Below are 23,459 nucleotides of genomic sequence, written 5' to 3'. Positions count from 1 at the left end.
CTTATTCAAAGGTGCTTTTAACAAGTGCTTTGCTTTTGCTTACCATATGAACACCCTTTGACCAGCATTCTGTTGGCGCAAGCGTTGTTTTATTAAGTAACACAAGGTCGGCATCTGCATTTTGCTTAATTACACCTTTATTTATACCCAGTATCTGCGCAGGGTTTGATGTAACAGCCATTAAAGCGTGTTCAATCGAAACATTGTATTTTTGCACTGCTTCTACAAACGAGCTATGCAATGTGGACTCTTTACCTACTTCAAGGCCAAGCAGGTTAAAGCTTTTGTCAAAAATAGGAAGGCTTGCATGGCCATCTGAGCTCATGGTTAGTTTTGTTGGGTCGACTTTATTCTCTAGGCAGTAAGCTAGTGCGTGTGCGGCAGAGTATTCACCATGAGCAAGGTCATACTCGGTTGTACTTGTAGTAAAATCGATAGTGCCACCGGCTTTACAAAAATCAACCCCAGCATTAAGTAAGTCGATATTACGATTCATGTGAGTTGGGTAAAATTGTGCCAGTGAAATATCGGTTAGCTTATCAACCTCATGTAATAACGATAAATGTGTGTCAACAGGGCCAACATGAATGCTGACAGTGCCTTTTTTACCACTTAACATGCCAGCCACTTTTGCCTCAGCGGCAAGCTCTGCCAGCTGTTGCACAGTGGGTTGGCTGCTACGATGATCCGATATAGCAACTTCTCCCACGCCAATAAACTCATCTATGTACATTAAGTCGCTGGTGATTGAGCCTGTCAGTGTTTTCGCAGGTAAATGATATGATCCCGAATGACAAAAAACGTTGAGCCCAAGCTCTTTCAGCTCTTTTGCTTTAGCAATTAAATTACTATGAGTTCGGCTACTTGAGTCAGTGCCAAGAGCTGCAATAACGGTTGTTGTACCATGCAGTGTTGCATCAGTCAGGTTCATTTCTGGTGTTCTACTTGCAAAGCCAGCTTCGCCGCCTCCGCCAGTTATATGAACGAGTGAATCTACAAACCCCGGGGCCAAAATACAATGAGTGCCATCGACCGTGGTAATCCCCTGATAGGTATCGATAGTTATTTCAGGCTGTATATCAACTATTTTTGTGCCAGCAATAAGAACATCTTGAATGCCTAAAGGTGAGGGGGCGAAAACGTCTGCGCCTTTTATAAGTGTTAACATAATTAAATCTTTTACTGATAGTTAATAAAGTGTGCGAGAAAAATAAAACCACTGGCAAGGCCAAACAAAGCCAAAGTGAAGCGCCAAATAAAACGTGCCCATTCACTCCAATCTAATTTAACAATACCTAAACAGCCAATGAGACTAGCAGAAGTAGGAATAAAAATATTCGTTAAACCATCACCCAACTGAAATGCCAACACCACAATTTGACGTGAGATATTTAACAAATCACCGAGCGGCGACATTAGCGGCATTGTTATGGCTGCTTGTCCTGAACCTGACGAAACAAAGAAGTTAAATACACTTTGAAATAATAGCATGCCCCAAGCAGCAATATAATCGGGCACAACTGAGATGCTGGTGGCACTATAATACAGCAAGGTATTAAGGGTTGAAGGCGACGTTAAATCGCTACCGCCAAGTATTAAAATAACGCCTTTTGCCAAAGCAACCAAAAGCGCTGCAGGTAAGAGCTCTTGGGCACCTTCTTTAAATGCGTTTGCGCTTTCATTGGCAGTTTGTTTTTTGAATAGGCTGGCTATTACAGCGCAAGCAATACCTAGGCAAAAGAATTGCGCTGCTAATTCAGGAATATAATACTGCCGAGCCATCACGCCCCAAATAACCCAAACAATGCCAGCAATAAAAGTAAGTAAGATTAGTTTATCTGCGTTATCTAAATTTATTGCACTGTCTTTGTGTTGGTTAGATTGTTGTTTAGTTGCTCTGATAGAATTGGCATAGCGAATGGTGAATACAAGGCCAAATGAAGTAAAAACAAGCCAAGCAACCATTCTGAACCCTGCGCCAGAAAAAACGGGAATTTCAGCAATTGATTGAGCTATGGCAATGCTAAATGGATTCATCCATGAGGTAGCAAAGCCAATTTGTGTAGCAACATAGGTTGTTAATACCGTTACTTTTGCGTCATAACCAAGTTGTTTCATAATCGGGAATAACACAATACAAAAGGCGATGGCTTCTTCACCCATGCCGAAAACAGCACCCCCTAAAGAGAAAAGCACGAACAAGAGAGGAATGAATACCCACTCAATATGTTGTGTTTTGTTGATCAGTGCCATTATGCCGTTATTGATTGCACCGGTTTTTAAGATAATCCCAAACGCACCGCCAGTGATTAAAATAAACGCCATTACACCAATCGCTGCGCCATACTTATCACCTGACACTAACCCTTCAAATAACACATTAGCTAGGCCAATTTCACCACCTTCTGCAAAAAATGCTGGCGGGGTATGATCTGAGGCTGTTTGATATTGTGATAGTTCAACGCTACGGCTATCTTTTTCGGCATTAAACACACCGGGGGTTATAAATAGGCAGGCAAAATAGGCGATAACTGCGACGCACAACAAAATGATGCTCGCATCTGGCATCGCAAACTGTTTGTTTTTCATAAAGTCACTTAAAGGTCTTTCGACGTTTATAAGATAAGCAAGGTATTGTAGCCCTTGCTAACAAAGATTAATACTGAGAGTCGTTAGTTTAAGATAACGTAAGCTCAAAAGTGTGGGCGACTATTAAGCCGCCCATACCTTGCTAAAAGCGATAGCTCAAACTTAACGTATAGCGACTGCCATAAGCATTATGGTTTATAGAATCAAAACCTCGGCTTGAACCATATAGTTTAGGCGGTTCTTTATCGAAGATATTATCGATACGAGCACGGATTGATAATGAATCATTGATAAAATATCCGGCTGATAAATCCCATACTAGCCAGTCATCAACATCGCGTTTTAACTCATCATTAAGCTCGCCAAGTACTGCTAGCTCGTCTATTTCACGGCCACGAAGCCCTTCAATATCATCCTCATAGCTACTGGTATAATTGGCACCTAGATTTATGTAATAACTCTCGGCATCCCAATCGATAGAGAATCTGCCTACATTTTCAGGGTAGCGATAAGTGCCGATTAACTTTTCGATTGTATCTGAACCAGGTTTGTTTCGCTCAAACTCTAAATAGTGTGTACCATCGAAAGCGAGTGTTAAATTACCTTTTGCAAAAAGAAAACGATGATCGAACTTAAAGTCAATTCCCGCTAAGGTTTGTGTGCCAGTATTTTCCAGTGGAATAACATGGTCTCTAAAAAGTGGCAGGAATAGCTCATCTTCGCGCGGATTAAACTCACTAATGTAGTTTGTTAGGATCTCTGAAAGATTAGCGCCATCACTTTCGATATTAAGGCCAGCATTATCGGTTACTTCACACAGCTGTTGCTCGTACGAAATACCTTGTTGCCCTTGTGGTACTAAGCCACAGTGACGAAGAGAAGCATCCGTAATTGCTCTATCTAGCACGGCAGTCATATTGGTATCGATGACCTGTTCATGATCAAAATGCCAATAATCGACAGTTAGATTGATATTTACAGATGGACTCCATGCAAAGCCAATGCTGAGCGCTTCAGATTCCTCGGCTTTGAGTGCTTGATTCCCAAGTTCAAGGCTGTTAACACTGACTTCTGTACCATCACCCATACAGTATAAGTCTGCAACTGCCTGATTTGCGCCGCAATCAAAGCTTGATTGTGTGGTACGTAATTTTACGCCAGCTTGAGTTAATGAAGGTGCTCTAAACGACGTTGACCAAGAGCTCCTAATAATTAGAGAATCTGAAGGGCGGTAGCTTAAACCCACTTTAGGGTTAAACGTTCCACCAAAGTCATCGTAATGATCGTAACGACCAGCAACTTGCAGTTCTAGCTGCTCAGTAACTGGCATATTCAACTCTACAAATGCAGCGTATTGCGTACGGTCTGCTTCTGATAAGCTCGAGCCAAAACCAAAAACATCAACTAAATAACCATTTTCAGCACGCGCTTGAGAGTCTAAAGACGGAATATCTTTTAACTCTTCTCGGCGAGCCTCAATACCAAATGCAGCATAAATGGGTAACTCATTAAATGTAAATAAGTCGCCATTAAAGTTTAAATCCCATCCGTAAACTGTACTTTCACCACTTCTACTTGGGTTTGCTTTTGCAAGTTCAAGCACCGCATCATTATTAGCATCACACTGTAAAAAAGGGTTGTAGAATGGCATTAACTGACCTAGCGCACAATTGAGCTGTGTTCCATCGTATGTAGCTAATGATCCGTCAGAGCATAATTCACCAGTGATTGCAGCATGAAATTGGTAGCGGTTGTAAATTCCATCAATCGCTTCTTGCTCTGACTTAGAACGAGAAAATGTTACACCTGACTCCCAACTCCAGTCCCCAATGTAACCAGCTAGGCTGCTGACTAAGCGAAAGTTTTTAGTTTCAACTTCAACTGTACGCGGTGAATTAAAACGTGCATCAAATGCAAAGCCATACACTTCTCGTCCTGCTTGAGTGGTAAATGGATCAATATAAAGCTGGTCCATAAGGTCGTTACTGCCATCAGCGTTATCATAAATGAATAGCGCATCTTCTATGATATAAGGACCATCATCGTCGTTTATTTGATTGATTGGTGCAGGTGATGAATAGGCTTTTGATTTAGTTTGGCTATAGAAGAAATCGGTATGCCAATCTAAATCACCTAAGCTGCTGTTAAACATAAAGCCAGTTGAAAGGCTTTCAAATGGGGTTTCTAGGTAATCATCTTGATTAGCATAGTAAGCACAAATTTGCTCACCATACTCAGTCGTGACAAGCTCGGTTTTACAGTTTGGCGCTGGTAGTTCATTGCCATCTCGGCTACTGAAGTAATAAATGTTTGGTGAGTTCTCAAGTTTCGGTAAATATGAGTAACCATTCACTAAATTAGGAGTTGCGGTATATCTTCTGTCTGTCGCTTTAAAGGCATTGCGGTCGTATATATCAGCAAATATCGTTAAGTTACTTTCACCGATATTGGTTCCGTAGACTAAGTTAAGTTGCTTCTTAGCTTCGTCATGACTGTCAAAACTATTGGTGTAAGAAGTGTTTACTTCGGCTCCTTGATAGTCATCTTTGAGAATATAGTTAATAACACCAGCGACAGCATCAGCACCATAAATTGCTGATGCGCCAGTGGCTAAAATATCAATGCGCTCGATTGCAGCAAGTGGAATTGAGTTCACATCAACAAAGTTTTCAGTGCCTGCTGCGAACGAGCTAGGTGCAACACGGCGGCCATTAATGAGTGTTAATGTGGCTGAGGGGCCCATACCTCTTAAGCTTGCAGCGGATTGACCCGCTGGCGTTGAGGTTGATGTACCACCACTTTCTGATGTTGAAAAGGTACCGGATCCGCCTTTAAAAACGGATAAATCTTTTAATAATTCATGAATAGTGTTCGCTCCTGAGCGCTTGATAGCATCTTGGTCAAGCACTGTAAGCGGTATGGTTCCTTCTAAATCAACCCCTTTAATTCGTGATCCTGTTACTTCTACTCGTTCAATTTTTTCTGATTGTTGGTCGTTTTGAGCATACACAGTTTGTACTGGGCACAGCACAGCACTGATTGCTACAGCAATTGATAACTGACGAAACATATTGATTTACCTTTGTCTTAAAAAACACACGGCAAAACCGTGACGTTTTGAATAATTGTTATAATTTTTAGACAGGGCAGTGGGTTATAGACACAACTAGCCCCTCACAGGAAGTGAGGTGTGGCTACTCGTCAAACCACTCCGAAAGGTAGTGTGGTGAGTAGAAATATGTGCAAAGCGATAATGCGTTTTTCAACATAATTCCAATCCGTAAGGTCTTTTGACAAAGCTAGCTATACAGTGCTAGCTTACTCGCGTTTTTAAATGTTCCTTTTTTTTATAGCAAGCAACAAAAAGCTGCGCAAGCAATTTTCTAATATTTTTTTACAAGAGTGTAACAATATGAACATCCTTAAGGAGCAAAAGACTAAATATCAAACTTCAGCTTTTTCTTTGGTATTTGGTTTATTTTTCGCATCATTTGGCAGCAAAGTCTATGCAAATGATCAACAGCAAACGTTGGTCTTAGTCGGCGGATCTTTGACCACCTGCTCAAGTATGAGCCCTAAAAACTGTCTTTCTAATAAACAGATTAGTGGTAAACAAACTAATCAATATCGATTAAATAATGATGCTTTATCTGCAATAAAGACAAATTGGCCAACAAAGAATAAAAAAAATCGTCAGCAAACGCTTAAGGTATTAGCACAGATTGCACGTGAAAAGTCAGGCGTGATCACCAAAAGTGATATTTTATGGGCATGGCGTGATTTAGATAACAAGTTACTAAACAAACTCACTGATTCAGAATACAACTTTGTCATAGACTCACTTGAAGTCGCTGTATTAAATACAGATTCTACCCGCCAAAAAGAGCAGGTTAGTACAAGTGATAATAACGAACGTGCAGCCAATGATATTTTAGACTTTGTTGCTGCTTCATTAAAAACAACCACAGAATCACCAACAATTTTAGCGGTAACGGCTTCAAGCAGAGACCCATATGAATCAGCTGACTTTTATGAAGGGCTATTAGACTTTAAGGGTGTAGAATCAAGCTGGTTACCTCTAACCCCCGCCTTAGCAAAAGCGATTACCAGTAAGCAATGTGAGAGTTTGGATTCTTTACGCACTGACTCTATCGGCGTTTTTAATCGTGAGACAATTTACCCTGATCGAATTAAGGCCGAAAAAGCGCTTTGTGATAAAGGGGTCGATCATTTAGTTGAGCTAATTGTAAATGCCACGGGGATTATGTTTAACGGTGGCGATCAGAGTTTAACCAGAAAAGTACTGTTTGATGATAACGGTAAGCAATATCCTTGGACTCACGCAATTTTACAAAGACCATTACTTGTTGGCACAAGCGCAGGTACAGCGGTGCAAAGTGGTGGTAAAAATGCCTACGGCACAGTGCCGATGATTTCAAATGGTACAAGTTTAGCGGCAATGAGAGAAGGCTCGTTTGCGGTGTCTGCGCCGAGTGAGCGCTGTGAAAATGAATGCGGTGATAAGATTTCGGCTGATAGTCTTACCTATGAAAAACAAGGTGGGCTTGGCAGCTTTACTTATGGTGTTCTTGATACACACTTTAGCGAGCGCAACAGAACAATGCGTTTGGCAAGATTACTAGCAGATACCGGGCAACAGCATGGCTTTGGCATTGATGAGACCACCGCCCTTGTATCAATTCGAGCTGGTGAAACCGCACTAATGACGGTGATTGGTAAAAGCGGTGTCGTGCATGTTAAATCTGACGCTAAAAACAACGGAGCAATCAGTTATTGGCCTGCTGGTGCAGTTATTGATGTAACAAAGGATGGTTTTACTCTAGCTAAACGAACTGTTGATAATGCACTCCCTAGTATTAAAATTCCGCCACTGCCAATGCAGCGTTTTGGCACTATTTTTTCAGATGCTAAATTACGTTCGCTTGTACAAGCTATGTGTTTAACTCAAGAACAACAAGCAGTCGCTCAGCACGATGAGTTTTTATTGGACTTAAATGCCACTGACAATACTCATTATTACCGTGTAAACACCAGTAGTACAGGCTGTGCGGTAGAAAACTTAGCTTTTAAAGTTAAGACATTTTAACGATGTAAGGTACTGAAAAAGTAGTGGATTATTTGTTCATTATTAGTTAGCGTAAGACTAATAATGAACAAACCATGGAATGGGGTTATGAAATATAACGTACTACTTTTATTTATTTTTGGCTGTTTATTTGCCTATTTATCTATACCAGTCATAGGTTATGGCTCGGCTATTGCGATTCCAACCGAAGTACTTTCAACCCTTTATGACGTGTCACCTAACTTTGCTTTATCAATGGTTGATATCGTTACTTTAGGTCTTCCTTTATTAGCGTTACTCTTAGTATTTTTACTCATTAGTAAGTCCCTGTACCTTAAAGATAAAGCGTATTCATACTTTATATTGCTGACACCATTTTTAGCGCTCCATTTATATTTTGCTGTTAACACCTTTTCTGCAAATATTGATAACAACACTTTACTGACTAGTTTGCCTAAGTATGTATTACTAGTGCTATTTGTTGCGCTTTTTTCTACGCATAAAAAACCAAGTTTTAGTTGATGTAAGTCATACGCGAAACTTCAACATATAAGCTAATCTGTAATTAATCAGTGAACGAAGTTGGTAACACAATGAAAAAATTACTGCTATTAACAAGTGGGGGTGATTGCCCTGGGCTCAATGGGGTGATCAGAGCGGTGGTTAAAGCAGCCGAACATGATGGCAATTGGCAGGTGTATGGTAGCCGAAGAGCATATTGTGGTGTGCTTGAAAAGCCAAATGATATTATACACTTAACCAGTGAAGTAGTGGCGGGTATTCATGTTCGTGGTGGAACAATTCTCGAAACTGTTAATAAAGGGAATCCTACCGCATTTCCTGCTGAAATAGCGGGTGAACAAGTGTTTATAGACCGCTCTGATGAGTTAATCAGTATTATTAAACAACTTGGTTTTGATGCCGTTATAAATATTGGTGGTGATGGTTCACATAGGGTATCTCAGCACTTATTTGAACATGGCTTAAATATCGTAGGCGTGCCAAAAACTATTGATAATGACTTATATGGCACTGATTACACAATTGGTTTTCAGACTGCTGTCGATACCGCCACCGAAGCCATTGATCGTTTAATACCAACAGCGCAAAGTCATAACCGAGTGATTGTGACTGAAGTAATGGGGCGCGATGCCGGTTGGATTTGTTTGCACTCTGCTATTGCAGCTGGCGCAGAAGTCGCACTTATTCCAGAGATTCCTTACGATATTGAAGCTATTAAAGCCAAACTAACATCACGATTTGATAAAGGCCATGGATTTGCCAACATTGTCATTTCAGAAGGAGCAAAACCTGTTGCTGGTGGTGTTGTTAGTAAACAATCAAATGAACTTGGTTACGAAAACCCAGTGCTTGGTGGCATTGCTGAGCAGCTTGCTTCACAAATACGTGTGGCGCTTGATCTTGATGTAAGAGTAACCGTATTAGGGCATATTCAACGTGGAGGCACACCTAATGCGTTTGATAGGGTGCTTGCGGCAGAGTTTGGGGTGCAAGCATTCGAGCTAGTAAAGCAAGGTCAGTTTGGTTTTATTCCTGTCAGTAAAGACGGTGAAATTAAACCAATCAGTTTAAAAGAAGCTACTTCTGAATATCGCGTCATCCCTCTAGAACATTCTTTAATAACAAGTGCCCGCGCAATGGGCATGTGTTTAGGCGAATAATCTGCGAATTGATATAACTTCAATTCGCATAACTAATAGTTTTAAAACAACTTTCTCAGTTACGTTCGTAATAATTCAATTAGCAATTTATTTATTGCACAAAATTCATGCTTTAAAGCAAGCATTTTATTTAATGTAAAGTTCTTTAAAGATGGTTGATCTGTGCCTTTTTTAGTTTAGAATGATCGTTCACTCTAAACTAAGGAACTACACATGCAGCGCTCTCGCATTCCATTTTTTGCAGTGTCAGCTTTGGCTGGTGCTGTTTTATTATCAGGCTGCGGCCAATCAGAATCGGCTCAAGGGCAAACGCAGGCAGCTCAAGCTGTTCCTGTTGGCGTTATTGAGATGCAAAGTAAACCACTTACACTAACTAAAGAATTGCCAGGTCGTGTGGCTGCTTCACGTATTGCGCAAATTCGTCCGCAGGTTAACGGTATTATTCAGTCTCGTATGTTTGTTGAAGGTGCTGAGGTTGAAAAAGGCCAAGCTTTATATCAGATTGACCCATCTACATTTGAAGCTGAAGTAGCAACTAGTAAAGCCGCTATTACTAAAGCTCAAGCAAGTATTGCAAATGCCAAGGCAAAAGCAGAACGCTATAAAGAGCTATTGAGCATCAAAGCAGTAAGCCAACAAGATTACGACGAAGCTGATGCAGCATACAAAGGTGCAAAAGCTGACTTACTGACAGCTCAAGCGCAGCTTAAAACCGCTGAAATCAATTTAAACTACAGCAAAGTGTTAGCGCCAATTAGTGGCCAAATTGGTAAATCAGATGTCACTGCCGGTGCCCTTGTGAGTGCAAATCAAGCAACTGCATTAGCAACCATTACTCAATTAGACCCAATCTATGTTGATTTAACCCAGTCAAGCAGTGAACTAACACGTTTGAAAAAAGCCATTGCTGCAGGTGATCTTGATAAAGATGCCGCTTTGCATTCAAAAGTTGAATTAAAGATGGAAGACGGCAGTACTTATCAACATAAAGGTACATTGCAATTCTCTGAAGTGACTGTTGATCCAAGCACAGGCTCAGTAACCTTACGTGCTGAATTTCCTAACCCTGAAAAATTACTGCTGCCAGGTATGTATGTTCGTGCAGTGATTGTTGAAGGTGTGAAAAGTGATGCGATTTTAGCACCGCAACGTGGCGTAAGCAGAAACACAAAAGGTGAGCCTACTGCCATGGTTGTAAGCAAAGACAATACCGTAGAAGCACGTGTGCTTAAAACTGATCGTACTGTTGGCTCAAATTGGTTAGTGACAGACGGCCTAAACAATGGCGATAAGTTAATTGTTGAAGGTTTACAGAAAATCCGCCCAGGTGCACCAGTCAATGCAATGCCTGCAGAATCAGCAGCTAACAGCCAGTAACGGAGAAACTTAATGTCACGATTTTTTATTGATCGGCCCATATTTGCATGGGTGCTTGCTATCGTTGTGATGCTGGCAGGTATCTTAGCAATTAGAAGTTTGCCGGTTGCGCAGTATCCATCAATTGCACCACCTGCAATTAGTATTCAAGCCACATACCCTGGTGCGTCGGCCCGTACTCTAGAAGATACGGTTACACAGGTTATTGAACAAAAAATGAAAGGGCTAGATGGCTTGCTCTACATGTCGTCAACCTCAGAGTCTAACGGCTCAGCGACGTTAACCTTAACCTTTAGTGCAGATACAGACCCGGATATCGCACAGGTTCAAGTACAAAACAAATTGTCGCTTGCAACACCGTTATTACCAGAAGAAGTACAACGTCAAGGTGTCTCGGTTGCAAAATCGGCTCGTAACTTCTTAATGGTTGTAGGCTTTGTATCTGAAGACGGCAGTATGAACAACATCGATATCGGTGATTATGTTTCATCAAACGTGCTTGATATTATTTCTCGTGTTAACGGTGTCGGTGAAGTGCAGCTGTTTGGGTCTCAATATGCAATGCGTATTTGGTTAGACCCAGCTAAATTACTGAAGTACTCATTAACTCCTGCTGATATTAGTGCTGCAATCAGTGCTCAAAATGCACAAGTTTCAGCAGGTCAATTAGGTGCGTTGCCAGCAGTAAGTGGCCAACAATTAAATGCAACGGTAACTGCACAAAGCCGCTTACAAACACCTGAGCAATTTAGAAATATCTTTGTAAAAACCAATGCTGATGGTTCAGTTGTTCGTTTAAGTGATGTTGCTGATGTTGAATTAGGTGGTGAAAACTACGGTGTTGTTGCGCGTTTTAACGGCAAACCGGCATCAGGTTTAGGTGTTAAGCTTGCCAGTGGTGCTAATGCACTTGATACAGCTGATGGCGTAAAAGCGGCCCTTGCTGAACTTGAGCCTTTCTTCCCTGAAGGTTTAACAACGGTTGTTCCTTACGATACGACGCCATTCGTCTCACTTTCGATTGAAAAAGTTGTCAGCACTCTAATCGAAGCTGTTGTGCTGGTGTTCTTGGTCATGTACTTATTCTTACAGAACTTCAGAGCAACACTTATTCCGACTATTGCAGTACCTGTTGTATTGCTAGGTACGTTTGCTATCTTGCAAGTGTTTGGCTTCTCAATTAATACCTTAACCATGTTTGCGATGGTACTTGCCATTGGTCTACTTGTAGATGATGCAATCGTCGTGGTTGAAAACGTTGAACGTGTAATGACCGAAGAGAACTTATCTCCTCTTGAGGCAACACGTAAATCAATGGATGAAATCAAAGGTGCCCTTGTTGGTATTGCGATGGTGCTGTCGGCAGTATTCGTGCCTATGGCGTTCTTCCCTGGCTCAACAGGGGTTATTTATCGTCAGTTCTCAATTACCTTGGTAACTGCGATGAGTTTATCAGTACTTGTTGCATTGATTTTAACACCTGCTTTGTGTGCGACAATGCTTAAACCAAGTCATGTACATAACGATAAATCTTTATTTGGTCGTTTCTTCCTTGGCTTTAACCGTGGTTTTGACAGAACGAACTCGGGTACACAAGGTTTTGTGTCTCGCATGATCAAGCACAGTAAACGCTATTTACTTATTTACGGTTTAATCGTGGGTGGCATGGTGTTTATTTTCTCACAATTACCATCGGCATTCTTACCAGATGAAGACCAAGGTATTTTGTTTAACCAAGTAAGCTTACCTGCCGGTGCAACAACAGAGCAAACTTTAAAAGTTGTTGAAAAGATGGAACATCACTTCTTAGAAGAACAATCAGAAGCGGTTAAGTCTATCTTTACGGTAACAGGTTTCAGCTTTGCAGGTTCTGGTCAAAACGCGGCAATCGGCTTTGTGGGTTTAAAACACTGGGATGAACGTCAGCGTCCTGATCTAACCGTCGGTGCGGTTGCGGGTAAAGCCATGGGATACTTCTCAACGATTAAAGAAGCGTTCGTATTTGCTTTCCCACCTCCTGCGGTTGTTGAGCTTGGTACTGCAAACGGTTTCACCTTGTTCTTACAAGATAGGGTTGGTCTAGGTCACGAAAAACTACTTGAAGCACGTAACATGTTTTTAGGTATGGCTGCACAAAACCCGGTGTTATCAGGTGTGCGCCCGAATGGTCAAGAAGATAAACCTGAGCTAGAGCTTGATATTGATTTAGCGAAAGCCGAAGCATTAGGTCTTACTCAAGCAGATATCAATAATACGTTATCAACGGCTTGGGGTAGTAGCTATGTAAATGACTTTATTGACCGTGGTCGTGTGAAAAAAGTGTACTTACAAGGTACGCCTGAATCACGCATGGTGCCAGAAGACTTAGATGAGTGGTATGTACGTAACGCCAATGGTGACATGGTGCCATTTACAGCCTTTGCTCACTCTTATTGGACATATGGCTCACCTCGTCTTGAGCGTTATAACGGCTTTTCAGCGATGGAAATCCAAGGTGCTGCTGCTCCGGGCTACAGTACTGGTCAAGCGATGGCTGAAGTTGAGAAAATGGTTAAGAAGTTACCACCGGGTGTATCGTTCGAATGGACAGGTATTTCATATGAAGAACGTTTAAGTGGTGGTCAAGCGCCATTACTTTATGCACTTTCATTGTTGGTTGTATTCCTATGTTTAGCGGCGTTATATGAGAGCTGGTCAGTTCCTGCAGCAGTTATGCTTATTGTACCGCTTGGTGTATTTGGTGCGTCGATTGCGTCATTTGTATTTAATTTATCAAACGATATTTATCTCCAAGTGGGTCTCTTAACCACCATAGGTCTGGCATCAAAAAATGCCATCTTAATTGTAGAGTTTGCTATTCATAAAATGGATGAAGGTATGAAACTTGTCGATGCCGCGGTAGCAGCTATTCGTCTACGTTTACGTCCAATCTTTATGACATCAATGGCATTTGTGTGTGGTGTACTACCATTGGCAATTGCATCAAGTGCAGGCTCAGGTGCACAAAACGCACTAGGTATTGCTGTTATTGGCGGTACTCTTGCGTCATCGACAATTGTGGTAATTTTTGTGCCGCTGTTCTTTGTACTGGTGCGCCGAGTATTCCCAGGCAAAACAAAATCAACTAATGAGGAGCAGGCATAATGAAAGCTAAACTTATCTCAGTGTCTGTTGCTGCACTTATGTTATCTGCCTGTAATATGGCGCCAGATATGGAGCAACGTGAATTACCCGTTGCTCAAAACTATGATATCCAAGGTACAGCGGGTGATATAAATGCGCTCAATTGGCAGTCATTTTTCAGTAATGCGCAACTTCAACAGTTGATTGCGCTAACGCTGGAAAACAACAAAGACATAAAAACTGCTGCACTGAATGTGCAGCAGGTTAGAGCAATGTATCAGATTGAAGATTCAGCGCTTTACCCAAGCATTGATTTGAATGCATCGGGTACGCGTCAGCGTCTTCCGGCAGATTTATCTGGTACTGGTCAAGCAACTATCTCTGAAAACTATACAGCAACTGTAGGCTTAACCGCTTACGAAATTGATCTTTGGGGCAAAGTACGCAACCAATCAGAGCAAGCATTACAAAACCTATATTCGGCTGAATACAGTTTAACCAGTGTACGCATTAGTTTGATCTCCGAATTAGTGAATGCATGGCTTAACTATGCGACGGATAAAGAGCTTTTGGCACTTGCAAACGAGACTTTGAAGTCTCAGCAGGAGTCTTTAGAGCTAACTCGTAAGACATTTGCTCTAGGTGCTGCTTCTCAGTTAACGCTATCGCAACTTGAAAGCACAGTAGCAACCGCTAAAGTCGATATTGCAAACTATCAGCGTTTACTAAAGCGTGATAAAAATGCCCTCGATTTTCTAGTAGGTAAAACCGTCACTGCAGATTTATTACCAAGTGAAAGTATAGATGATGTACTTAGTTTGCCTGATGTGCCAGTAGGGTTACCGTCTGAGCTATTGACTCAGCGACCTGATATCAAAGCTGCAGAGCATGATTTATTGGCTGCCAATGCAAACATTGGTGTGGCAAAAGCGGCATTTTATCCAAGCATCAGTTTAACAACGAATGCGGGGACAGCTTCAGCTGACTTGAGTAATCTTTTTGATTCAGGTTCTGGGACTTGGAGCTTTGTGCCTTCGGTAAACTTGCCTATTTTTAACATGGGTCGTAATCAAGCTAATCTCGATGTTGCAAAAGCTCAACAAGAAATGGCTATAACCAGTTACGAGCAAACCATTCAACAGGCATTTAAAGAAGTATCTGATGCCCTTGCTGACCGTGAAGGTTATATGCAACAGCTAGATGCCCTGAATGACTTGTATCAAAGTAATGAGCTATCTTTTACTTTATCGGATGCGCGTTTTCAAAAGGGTGCCGACAGCTACTTGCAAGTATTGGATGCACAACGAAATTGGTACAGTGCAGGACAACAGTTAATTTTGGGTAAGCAAGCGTATCTGGCGAGCCAAATTAATTTGTATAAAGCGCTGGGTGGCGGCTGGAATGCACAAAAATCTGTGCAATAAATCAGCAAAAGCATAATTTATTTAAGGTTTTGCAGGTTCTTAGTTGTTTTGACTCTCCTCAAAGATTAAGATCCTGTAAACCTTGTTTAAATTAAAGTTAACCCTAGTCAGTAAAGCTTGGAGAAACCATGACGCAAAAAACGAAAAGACACAATGACCCTGCGCTTGCTGAGGCAAGACGTAATCAAGTGCTTTGTGCCGCAGCGGATTGTTTTCGACGTAAGGGTTATCATGGCGCGGGAATGGCCGAAATTTCTAAAACCGCGGGTATGAGTGCTGGCCACATTTACAATTACTTCGCCAGTAAAGAAGCGATTATAGAATCGATTGTTGAGCGTGATATGGAAGAAATGTTCTCAATCTTTAAAGAGTTTGCTGATAAACCCGGCGATCGTGTCACTGTATTACTAGATGGTCTAGGCAGAGGCGTTGAGCGCCATACCGATTTGAATCAAGGTGCGCTTGATTTAGAAATGCTCGCCGAAGCTGCTCGTAACGAAAAAGTGGCTAACTTATTAAGAGAGTCAGATAGCCACGCTCGTGATTCTATGCGTGAATTATTAGTGGGTGAAAGAGGGCCATTACAAGGCACAGCACTTGAAGAAGTGAATGCCCGTATTGAAGTGATGTTTTCAGTAATGGGTGGCCTGTTACTGCGTAAAATGCTCAACCCAGATTTAGATATTCATGAGTTACTTAAAGCGCTACGTCCAACAATGAAAACCTTATTGTTACCATTTGAATAAAGCACTTATTAAAAGCGCTCTATAGACCATTGGATTGCCATAATTGCAATTACCACTGAGCCTGCTGGCATAATAGCTTTTTTGTACCAAGTGTTATTTCTAAGTAGCATTAGCAGTGGTAAACAGATTGCTAAAATAACCAGTTGACCAATCTCAACCCCTAAATTAAAGGCTAAAATACTCATTAGCTGGTATTCATTTGATAAACCAAGCTCACCTAAAACACTCGCAAACCCCATACCGTGTAATAGACCAAAACAGAATGTGATCCAGCCTAAGCGCACAATCATTGGCCAGATATTATTTATTGCAGCAAATAATACTGAAAGCGCGATACCTAATTCTACCCATCGTGTGTTTGGCGATATGATATTCATAGCAGTCGCTGTGAGGGTAATTGAGTGAGCAATTGTAAAAGCGGTGATTATCCACGCTGTATCAATTAGAATTTGTTTTTTAGACTCGACACGTTGCCACTCGCCTTGCTTACGAACTAACACACCGCCCAGCAATAGGGCAATTAAGAACGAGATGTGATCTGTGCCCATCCAAATATGTAATATGCCTTGATGTACATATTCAATAAACGTTGTGGTGAAGCTTTGCTCTTTAAAGTTGATAACTTGTTTTGGCGTATTTTGTTCAAATACGCGGCTTGATTTAGCAATGGCGGCAATTGCTTGATGATGCTCATCTATATCAAATAGGGCTGTGTAATTAACTGTTATAGAACTATCAGATGGACAATCAACTTGTAGTGGCACATGGATATACGACTGATTAAAGTGGTTATCTATACTAAGTGCACCATCAACCGTGACCTTGCAGCTTTGATTTTGTTGTAACACATTAAAATGGCTATTTAGATAGTCTAATACTGCTTGCTGCTGTGATGTAATTTCATGCCATGTAATTACATTATCCTGATTTTTATCGAAGTTGAGCGCTTTATCGAGATCATTCACCGAGGCTTGCCAAGAGCCGGTTAGTGATAGCTTATTACTCGTTTGTTGTTCTAAATTAAGATAAGCGGTGCTTTGCTGGTGGGCGTGACAGATAGAGCTAAAAATTAATAGAAATAGCGTAACCAACAACGACTTTTTCATTTTTATTCCTAAGATAATACAAGGAGACGAGTCTAATACTCGAATTACCGCCTATTTTTTAAAGCGGATATAAAAAGAGGCTGTCAATATAGCAAGTACAAAGGTTTATCGACTAGGTCATCTATCTTAGAAATACAGGCTTTGCTCGTATTTATATATTGTTTCTAGTCTGTGTATGATTAGTTCGCATCGAGTAAGGCTGTATAAATAATTTCACTTGGGCTACCTGATTGTGAGCCGCCAATTGGCTCACGGCTTATCGCAAGTAAAGTGATATCTTGTGGTTTAAATATTGCGTTTCGGGCAATTTCTTTGCTATCTGTTTTTGGTAATAAAGCAATAGGGATGGCGCTTGGGTAGTCTTTTAAACGGATCCACAACTGGTAATCATAATCAGTTTGTAAACTCATGCCGCTAGCAGCTTTAAGTAAAATACTGTGATCGCTTATTTCTAAATTCCAAACTGGATTATTTGCTGAGTCATAAAACGTTACCGAGTGATTGATTTTATCACTAAACGACTCTTGCGGTTGCCAAGTAATTAATATCAACACAATACAGACCGCGGTTGCAATAGCAGCCCAAGCCTTAAAAATTCCATAGTTAGGGTCTTTTGCTTTCTTCTGTGTTGGTAATAAAAGTGGGTCAATCCGTTTTGTTATTTTATCCCATACTTGCTGATCCGGTGGGTTAGATTCAATCGCGTTTTCTAGGTTTTTTATATGTCTTTGCCATAATGAGGTTGCGTATCGGGCTCGAGGAGAGGTGCGCATTAAGCGGCTAAATCTATCTCGGGCATGGCCATGTAAAGTGCCTAAAACATATTCTGCTGCAAGTAAATTAAGTAGCGTTTGGTCATCGTATTTCATAACGAATTAGGCTCGGGTTGATTTAAATTTTTAATGAAAGCTCTACTAAAAACCTGTGATTATTAGGCATGGCTTTTAACTTAGACTAGCAGGGAAAGAGTACTTGGCAAATCTATACAATTGGTTCTATGTAAATTATTGTAAGTTATTCATAAAATTATGAAAAAATGTCCTAAACTAAAATGGTAAGCTTTTTTATAAATGCTAAGTTACTGATTTTAAATAGCCAGTAGGGGTAATTTAACGGCTTTTACTGGAGTGAAACTTGCAACGTAGTATGCAATTAGAATAACAAGGAGTGATTATGTGGGCAGCATTTAGTTACTTAGCTTTAGCGATTGTATTTATAATTGCGGCTATTCGAGTTGAAACTGTTTACTTTGCGCTGTTTTTTTATTGGACGGCTTTGTCGTTACTTTTGGTTAGTGGCGCATATTTTTTTAATATTGCACGTATTTTTAGAAAACGTGAAAATGGCGTTATTCCTATCTATATTCGTTGGGCTTTTATTCCATTTTTATTGGGTGCACAACTTTACAATGCTTGGTCGAGAAAACACGACAAAGTGCCACCATTACAACAAATTAATGAGCATTTATTTTTAGCCTGTCGTTTATTTCCTTCAGATATAGACACCATGAAAGAAATGGGTATTACAGCTATTTTAGATGTAACTTGCGAGTTTGATGGCCTTGAATGGTCTTCTACGCAAGAGAATATTCGTTATTTAAATATTCCTGTTCTTGATCATAGCGTGCCAACACGCGCGCAACTACACCAAGCGATTAATTGGATTGACCATCAAGTAAAAGCAGATAGACGTGTTGTAGTTCATTGCGCTTTAGGGCGTGGCCGTTCAGTATTTGTGATGGCAGCTTACTTACTTAGCCAAAACAAAGATGCCGATGTGCACCAAGTACTCGCACAAATTAAAGAGACACGAGAAACTGCAAATTTAAACAAGCGCCAGCTGCGACATCTTGTGCGTCGCCATCGTAGAGGTGACTTACTAATCAAAAATAAAGCTGTGCTCATTGCTAATCCTGTTTCTGGAACAAAACTGTGGGAAGCTAAACGTAAACAAATTACATCTCGTTTGTCTGAGTATTACGATTTAACTGTTTACACCACGTCAGAACAGGTAAATGGTACTGAGTTAGCCAAAGAAGCACTTGAATTGAACCCTGATGTAGTCATCGCCTGTGGTGGCGATGGCACAGTAACAGAGGTGGCAAGTGTACTTGTTAATACAGACTGTAAACTGGGTATTATTCCTTTAGGTACTGCCAATGCCCTCGCTCATGTGTTGATGGGTATACAATCGAAGCTTATTCCGGTAGAGCAGGCGTGTGAGCTAATAATTGAAGGGCAGGCGAGTCGGATAGATACCGCTGTATGTAATGGCGAGCGTATGTTATTACTAGCAGGGATTGGTTTTGAACAAAAGATGATTGAAAAAGCCCATCGTGATGCTAAAAATGAGTCTGGGCAATTAGCGTATTTACAAGGATTTTGGCAAGCATTAGGTGAGCATGAAGCTCAAGACTACGTTGTTACTCTTGATAATAACGATGAGCAAACAATCAATACCACCAGTTTAATCATCGCTAACGCAGCGCCATTTACTACTTTACTTGCTCAATCTGCAGGGCAGCCAGATCATCAAGATGGTTTACTCGATGTAAATTGGCTAACACCTAGTGCCGATTCTAAAGCGAGTACTTTAAGTATTGCGGAGTTAGTGTTCTCGAGCATTACGCAAACTAGTTTTGCCATTAACAGTCATCACACAAATGCTAAACGAGTAACAGTAAGCGCAGAAAAAGGGTTGAGCTATGTTATTGATGGTGAGGTGAAAACCGCAGATAAACTAGAGGTAGAGATATCACCGAAATCGCTTTCGGTGATAGTAGCAGCTGAAGATTAAGTGGTTACTTTTTGATGCTTTTCCATTGGAAAGTGCCATCATCAGCTAGGTCATTATTGATAAAGGTATCAATATATAACTGCTCTACTTTTTCTCGTGCCCAAGGGGTCTTTCGTAAAAATTTAAGACTCGACTTTACACTTGGGTCATTCTGAAAGCAGCGTACATCTACGTGCGCTGCCATACCTTCCCAACCAAGTTTTGCTTCAAGTTTAGTAACGATGTCGGCTAGTTTAACGCCATGTAACGGATTATTTGGTTGATTGTCCATGATAAATCTTAGGTTATTTGCAACCGCACAATAGTACCCTATCTGTGCGTTTTAAGCTAATTGACGTGAATCGTTTTCGCTTGTTTAGGGTAAATAATCTCGCCATTAGCACTTAGTCTGAGCCAAGCCAAATCACTGTTGGAAAAATTAGGCTGTTTAGCAGTGCAAATTAACCTAATATCGCCAACGGCAATATAGGCACCTTCGGTATAGCGTTTATTTTCATACCAACACACTTTTTGATTGTTTAATGCCTCTTGACCATCAAGCACGATTAGTGGTTTTTCCTTTGCTAGCGCTTGGTTTAGAAACCCTAAAGTAAACAAAGTACTTAACAGTAAAATTTTCTTTAACAAAATACGCCTCCCGTTGGGCAGATCTGTATAACTACACTAAGCTTATGACAAGGAATAAATAATAAAAAGGTGAACACATGCAATTTGATAAAAATATGATCGACGAACTAACCCTGCTTGCAAAATTTCCTCGCAACTCCCAAATGCAGGGAATTAAAATTCATTCCGATGCCGAAAGCTCAATTAAAGATGCAGCAAAACGTCTTTATGATAAAGGTATTACAGATAGTCCTGATGGTGGCTACTTAACCGACTTAGGACTCGATTTAATTAACCATGTGAGTGTGATTAACTCAGCGCTTAGATAAAAAATAAAAAAGGCCCGAAGCGTTCGGGCCTTTTTAACTACAAATCTTAAAGCCTAAATTGCATCTGGCTGATTTTGTGGTACAGCATCAATAAAGGCATCAAGCTTATTACATTGCTCATATACAGCAGCAATTTTAGGGTACTTGGTCATATCAACCTTAAAGCGCAAGGCATTAAATACTTGCGGCACTAAGCACACATCAGCAAGCGTTGGTTTGTTGCCCACACAAAAAGTATTCGCTTCATCAAGTAGCTTTTCGATACTCTCAAAGCCAACTTCTACCCAATGCTTATACCAGGTCGTTTTTGCTTCTTCATCAACACCAAGATCGTTAGCTAAGTACTTTAATACGCGCAAATTATCGATAGGGTGGATATCGCACGCCACGGCATAACATAAATTACGGATCTGTGCTTTTTGCCATGCATCACCAGTCAACAAAGGTGTTTCTGGGTGAGTTTCTTCTAGCCACTCTAAAATAGCCAGCGATTGCGCAAGCACACCTTGCTCAGTTTCAAGTGCTGGCAGTAACCCTTGTGGGTTCTTAGTTAGGTAATCGTCGCTTTGTTGCTCTGATTTTAATAAATTAACCGTCACCAACTCGTGATCAATGTTCTTTAAATTAAGCGCAATGCGTACTCGGTATGCAGCTGATGAACGAAAATAGCTATAAAGTTTCATTATACGTCCTGGTTACCTGTGAAATGTTTTTTAATAGTGCGCCAACAGTCTGTGTAGTTAGGCTGACGCTCTTTACCTTCAAGGGCATATTTAGTTGGTGAAATAACGTAACGCGATTCGAACATAAATGCCAAAGTGTTTTCGTAGCGTTGTGGTTCAAGCTCAGCATTTGATGCTTTTTCGAATACATCTGCTTCTGGACCATGTGGCGACATACAGTTATGTAAGCTAGAACCACCTGGTACAAAGCCATGTTCTTTGGCATCGTACACACCTTCGATTAAGCCCATAAACTCACTCATAATATTACGGTGGTAATAAGGTGGGCGGAATGTGTTCTCAGCCACCATCCAACGTGGAGGGAAGATAGCAAAATCGATATTAGCGACACCTTCAGTACCCGATGGTGATGTTAATACAGTAAAGATTGAAGGATCTGGGTGATCGTAACTTACTGTATTCATAACATTGAATCGAGCAAGGTCATACTTGTAAGGTGCACTATTACCCGTCCAAGCAACCACATCTAATGGCGAGTGGCCAATATCACAACGGAACATATTACCATTGAACTTAGCAACGAGTTCAAAATCACCTTCTACATCTTCAAAAGCCGCTACAGGGTAGTGGAAGTCACGGTCATTAGCATAACCATTGGCACCCACTGGGCCGCGCTCTGGTAAAATATAGGCATGGCCATAGTTTTCACAGATGTAGCCACGGGCTGTATCGGTGAGCAAATCAACTGCGAACTTAATGCCACGAGGAATAACTGCAATTTCTCCTGCTCGAACGGTTAGTTGCCCGCACTCAGTTCTAAGTAATAGCTCACCTTGTTGCGGCACAAATAACATTTCACCATCAGCATTATAAAAGTAACGCTGTTTCATTGATTTATTAGCGACATAAATATGAATACCAATACCTGTTTGTGCATTGGCACTACCGTTGGCAGCCATAGTGACTAAACCATCTATAAAATCAGTTGGCTGTTCTGGAATTTCAATTGGGTCCCAACGTAGCATTGTCGGTGGTGTTGGCACTTCGGTGATAGGAGCTGTACGAATAAGGCCATTATCAATTGGCGTGTAATCACCTTGTATTACTGACGGGCGAATGCGGTAAAACCAAGTACGACGGTTATCAGCACGGGGCGCTGTAAATGCCGTTGTGCTGAACTGCTCAGCATATAAATCGTATTTAACTTTTTGCGGGCTGAATTGACCGATAGGTAATGCACCGGGTAATGCTTCGGTTTCAAATTCATTACCAAAGCCTGTCATATATTGTAATTCGTTATTCATCACTAGACTCCTGAAAGGTTTTAGGTAAGATACTCTCATGTGAGACTAAATTCAAACTACACTGAACTTACTTGTGTAAATATTCTTTGACAGTAGTGCAGCCATGACGACAGATAATCAAACAACGCTCGATTTAAAACAGTTCTTACCTTATTCATTAACCAATATTGCAATGCAAATGAGTGAGCAGTTTAGTGAGCTATATCAACAGCAGTTCGATTTAACCGTGCCACAATGGCGTATAATTGCGAATTTGGCCCAATATGGCGAGCGTACTGCCAAAGAATTATGTGATATGGCACAAATGGATAAATCAACGGTGTCTCGTGCAGTAAAGTCGCTATTGACCAGAAACCTTATAATAGCCAAAGAAAACCCTAAGGATAAACGCGCAAATTTATTATCACTATCCGTTGAGGGGAACCGTTTGCATGAACAAATTGTGCCATTAGCAAACGAGTGGCAAGCCGGTTTAGTGAGTGACTTAGATAGCCAAGAACTTAAACAATTTATGAACACTCTTAGTAAGCTTTCCAATCACTTAAATAAAAATGTGTAATTCTGTAATCAAGGCTTTATAGCAATTGATTTAGACAATCGATACGTAT

19 protein-coding genes are annotated in these 23,459 nt (G+C 40.9%); 10 read left to right on the top strand and 9 right to left on the bottom strand.

Going from position 1 to position 23,459, the window contains the following annotated elements; genetic code table 11:
- Position 1: 1 nt before the first annotated feature.
- From iadA to HUS61_RS05585, 3 genes are all read right to left on the bottom strand, one after another.
- A complete protein-coding gene (iadA, locus tag HUS61_RS05595; RefSeq protein WP_175081457.1) occupies positions 2-1,168 on the bottom strand; it encodes a beta-aspartyl-peptidase in 1,167 nt (388 codons plus the stop codon).
- Positions 1,169-1,179: 11 nt separating this feature from the next.
- Positions 1,180-2,589, bottom strand: coding sequence for a putative basic amino acid antiporter YfcC (gene yfcC, locus HUS61_RS05590; protein WP_175081456.1), 1,410 nt, complete (start codon positions 2,587-2,589; stop codon positions 1,180-1,182).
- Between the two features lie 142 nt (positions 2,590-2,731).
- On the bottom strand, positions 2,732-5,659 hold the full coding sequence (locus HUS61_RS05585; RefSeq protein WP_175081455.1) for a TonB-dependent receptor domain-containing protein: 2,928 nt from the start codon (positions 5,657-5,659) through the stop codon (positions 2,732-2,734).
- A 342-nt stretch (positions 5,660-6,001) separates the two neighbouring features.
- Between HUS61_RS05585 and HUS61_RS05580 the strand changes: the two genes are divergently transcribed.
- From HUS61_RS05580 to HUS61_RS05550, 7 genes are all read left to right on the top strand, one after another.
- Positions 6,002-7,696, top strand: coding sequence for a cyanophycinase (locus HUS61_RS05580; RefSeq protein ID WP_175081454.1), 1,695 nt, complete (start codon positions 6,002-6,004; stop codon positions 7,694-7,696).
- A gap of 87 nt (positions 7,697-7,783) precedes the next feature.
- Complete coding sequence (locus HUS61_RS05575) at positions 7,784-8,197, top strand: hypothetical protein (protein ID WP_175081453.1); 414 nt, start codon at positions 7,784-7,786, stop codon at positions 8,195-8,197.
- Positions 8,198-8,268: 71 nt separating this feature from the next.
- Positions 8,269-9,357, top strand: coding sequence for a 6-phosphofructokinase (locus HUS61_RS05570; RefSeq protein ID WP_175081452.1), 1,089 nt, complete (start codon positions 8,269-8,271; stop codon positions 9,355-9,357).
- A gap of 213 nt (positions 9,358-9,570) precedes the next feature.
- Entirely contained in the window at positions 9,571-10,734 is a 1,164-nt protein-coding gene (locus tag HUS61_RS05565; RefSeq protein WP_063529955.1) for an efflux RND transporter periplasmic adaptor subunit, read from the top strand.
- Positions 10,735-10,746: 12 nt separating this feature from the next.
- Positions 10,747-13,878: an efflux RND transporter permease subunit gene (locus HUS61_RS05560; protein ID WP_054563051.1), complete on the top strand. Its 3,132-nt coding sequence runs from the start codon at positions 10,747-10,749 to the stop codon at positions 13,876-13,878.
- The gene (locus HUS61_RS05555) at positions 13,878-15,281 is read left to right on the top strand and encodes an efflux transporter outer membrane subunit (protein ID WP_175081451.1); all 1,404 of its coding nucleotides are present in this window, start codon (positions 13,878-13,880) and stop codon (positions 15,279-15,281) included. The genes HUS61_RS05560 and HUS61_RS05555 overlap by 1 nt, the downstream gene beginning before the upstream one ends.
- A 128-nt stretch (positions 15,282-15,409) precedes the next feature.
- Positions 15,410-16,027 carry a TetR/AcrR family transcriptional regulator gene (locus HUS61_RS05550; protein ID WP_058584303.1) on the top strand — a complete coding sequence of 206 codons (618 nt, stop codon included), beginning with the start codon at positions 15,410-15,412 and terminating at the stop codon, positions 16,025-16,027.
- Between the two features lie 8 nt (positions 16,028-16,035).
- Here HUS61_RS05550 and HUS61_RS05545 read toward each other — a convergent pair whose 3' ends face one another.
- Together HUS61_RS05545 and HUS61_RS05540 are read right to left on the bottom strand one after the other, a co-directional pair.
- Positions 16,036-17,133, bottom strand: coding sequence for a HupE/UreJ family protein (locus HUS61_RS05545; RefSeq protein WP_175081450.1), 1,098 nt, complete (start codon positions 17,131-17,133; stop codon positions 16,036-16,038).
- Positions 17,134-17,312: 179 nt separating this feature from the next.
- A complete protein-coding gene (locus tag HUS61_RS05540) occupies positions 17,313-18,002 on the bottom strand; it encodes an anti-sigma factor domain-containing protein (RefSeq protein WP_175081449.1) in 690 nt (229 codons plus the stop codon).
- A 304-nt stretch (positions 18,003-18,306) separates the two neighbouring features.
- On the opposite strand from HUS61_RS05540, the gene HUS61_RS05535 reads away from it, so the two are divergent.
- The gene (locus tag HUS61_RS05535) at positions 18,307-19,929 is read left to right on the top strand and encodes a diacylglycerol kinase family protein (protein ID WP_175081448.1); all 1,623 of its coding nucleotides are present in this window, start codon (positions 18,307-18,309) and stop codon (positions 19,927-19,929) included.
- A gap of 4 nt (positions 19,930-19,933) precedes the next feature.
- On the opposite strand, the gene HUS61_RS05530 is transcribed toward HUS61_RS05535, so the two are convergent.
- Both HUS61_RS05530 and HUS61_RS05525 read right to left on the bottom strand, forming a co-directional pair.
- Positions 19,934-20,200: a VF530 family DNA-binding protein gene (locus HUS61_RS05530; protein ID WP_175081447.1), complete on the bottom strand. Its 267-nt coding sequence runs from the start codon at positions 20,198-20,200 to the stop codon at positions 19,934-19,936.
- 56 nt (positions 20,201-20,256) lie between these two features.
- Positions 20,257-20,556, bottom strand: coding sequence for a DUF1496 domain-containing protein (locus HUS61_RS05525; protein ID WP_175081446.1), 300 nt, complete (start codon positions 20,554-20,556; stop codon positions 20,257-20,259).
- A gap of 77 nt (positions 20,557-20,633) precedes the next feature.
- Between HUS61_RS05525 and HUS61_RS05520 the strand changes: the two genes are divergently transcribed.
- A complete protein-coding gene (locus tag HUS61_RS05520; RefSeq protein ID WP_054563059.1) occupies positions 20,634-20,864 on the top strand; it encodes a TIGR02647 family protein in 231 nt (76 codons plus the stop codon).
- Positions 20,865-20,917: 53 nt separating this feature from the next.
- Here the strand turns inward: HUS61_RS05520 and maiA are convergent, their stop codons facing one another.
- On the bottom strand, positions 20,918-21,547 hold the full coding sequence (maiA, locus tag HUS61_RS05515; RefSeq protein ID WP_175081445.1) for a maleylacetoacetate isomerase: 630 nt from the start codon (positions 21,545-21,547) through the stop codon (positions 20,918-20,920).
- Positions 21,547-22,851 (bottom strand): homogentisate 1,2-dioxygenase, encoded by a 1,305-nt coding sequence (hmgA, locus tag HUS61_RS05510; RefSeq protein ID WP_175081444.1) that lies wholly within the window; start codon positions 22,849-22,851, stop codon positions 21,547-21,549. Before hmgA ends, maiA begins: the two co-directional genes overlap by 1 nt.
- Positions 22,852-22,954: 103 nt before the next feature.
- Here hmgA and HUS61_RS05505 point away from each other — a divergent pair, with 103 nt between their 5' ends.
- Positions 22,955-23,410 carry a MarR family winged helix-turn-helix transcriptional regulator gene (locus HUS61_RS05505; RefSeq protein WP_175081443.1) on the top strand — a complete coding sequence of 152 codons (456 nt, stop codon included), beginning with the start codon at positions 22,955-22,957 and terminating at the stop codon, positions 23,408-23,410.
- Positions 23,411-23,459 lie beyond the last annotated feature (49 nt).

Source organism: Pseudoalteromonas sp. 0802, assembly GCF_013350085.1.
Taxonomy (GTDB): domain Bacteria; phylum Pseudomonadota; class Gammaproteobacteria; order Enterobacterales; family Alteromonadaceae; genus Pseudoalteromonas.
This window is presented reverse-complemented; position numbering and strand designations above follow the sequence as displayed.

Bases quoted from the DNA above. Each gene is read 5' to 3' on its own strand.
- iadA (WP_175081457.1), bottom strand. From the start codon at position 1,168: ATGTTAACACTTATAAAAGGCGCAGACGTTTTCGCCCCCTCACCTTTA.
- yfcC (WP_175081456.1), bottom strand. From the start codon at position 2,589: ATGAAAAACAAACAGTTTGCGATGCCAGATGCGAGCATCATTTTGTTG.
- HUS61_RS05585 (WP_175081455.1), bottom strand. From the start codon at position 5,659: ATGTTTCGTCAGTTATCAATTGCTGTAGCAATCAGTGCTGTGCTGTGC.
- HUS61_RS05580 (WP_175081454.1), top strand. From the start codon at position 6,002: ATGAACATCCTTAAGGAGCAAAAGACTAAATATCAAACTTCAGCTTTT.
- HUS61_RS05575 (WP_175081453.1), top strand. From the start codon at position 7,784: ATGAAATATAACGTACTACTTTTATTTATTTTTGGCTGTTTATTTGCC.
- HUS61_RS05570 (WP_175081452.1), top strand. From the start codon at position 8,269: ATGAAAAAATTACTGCTATTAACAAGTGGGGGTGATTGCCCTGGGCTC.
- HUS61_RS05565 (WP_063529955.1), top strand. From the start codon at position 9,571: ATGCAGCGCTCTCGCATTCCATTTTTTGCAGTGTCAGCTTTGGCTGGT.
- HUS61_RS05560 (WP_054563051.1), top strand. From the start codon at position 10,747: ATGTCACGATTTTTTATTGATCGGCCCATATTTGCATGGGTGCTTGCT.
- HUS61_RS05555 (WP_175081451.1), top strand. From the start codon at position 13,878: ATGAAAGCTAAACTTATCTCAGTGTCTGTTGCTGCACTTATGTTATCT.
- HUS61_RS05550 (WP_058584303.1), top strand. From the start codon at position 15,410: ATGACGCAAAAAACGAAAAGACACAATGACCCTGCGCTTGCTGAGGCA.
- HUS61_RS05545 (WP_175081450.1), bottom strand. From the start codon at position 17,133: ATGAAAAAGTCGTTGTTGGTTACGCTATTTCTATTAATTTTTAGCTCT.
- HUS61_RS05540 (WP_175081449.1), bottom strand. From the start codon at position 18,002: ATGAAATACGATGACCAAACGCTACTTAATTTACTTGCAGCAGAATAT.
- HUS61_RS05535 (WP_175081448.1), top strand. From the start codon at position 18,307: ATGTGGGCAGCATTTAGTTACTTAGCTTTAGCGATTGTATTTATAATT.
- HUS61_RS05530 (WP_175081447.1), bottom strand. From the start codon at position 20,200: ATGGACAATCAACCAAATAATCCGTTACATGGCGTTAAACTAGCCGAC.
- HUS61_RS05520 (WP_054563059.1), top strand. From the start codon at position 20,634: ATGCAATTTGATAAAAATATGATCGACGAACTAACCCTGCTTGCAAAA.
- maiA (WP_175081445.1), bottom strand. From the start codon at position 21,547: ATGAAACTTTATAGCTATTTTCGTTCATCAGCTGCATACCGAGTACGC.
- hmgA (WP_175081444.1), bottom strand. From the start codon at position 22,851: ATGAATAACGAATTACAATATATGACAGGCTTTGGTAATGAATTTGAA.
- HUS61_RS05505 (WP_175081443.1), top strand. From the start codon at position 22,955: ATGACGACAGATAATCAAACAACGCTCGATTTAAAACAGTTCTTACCT.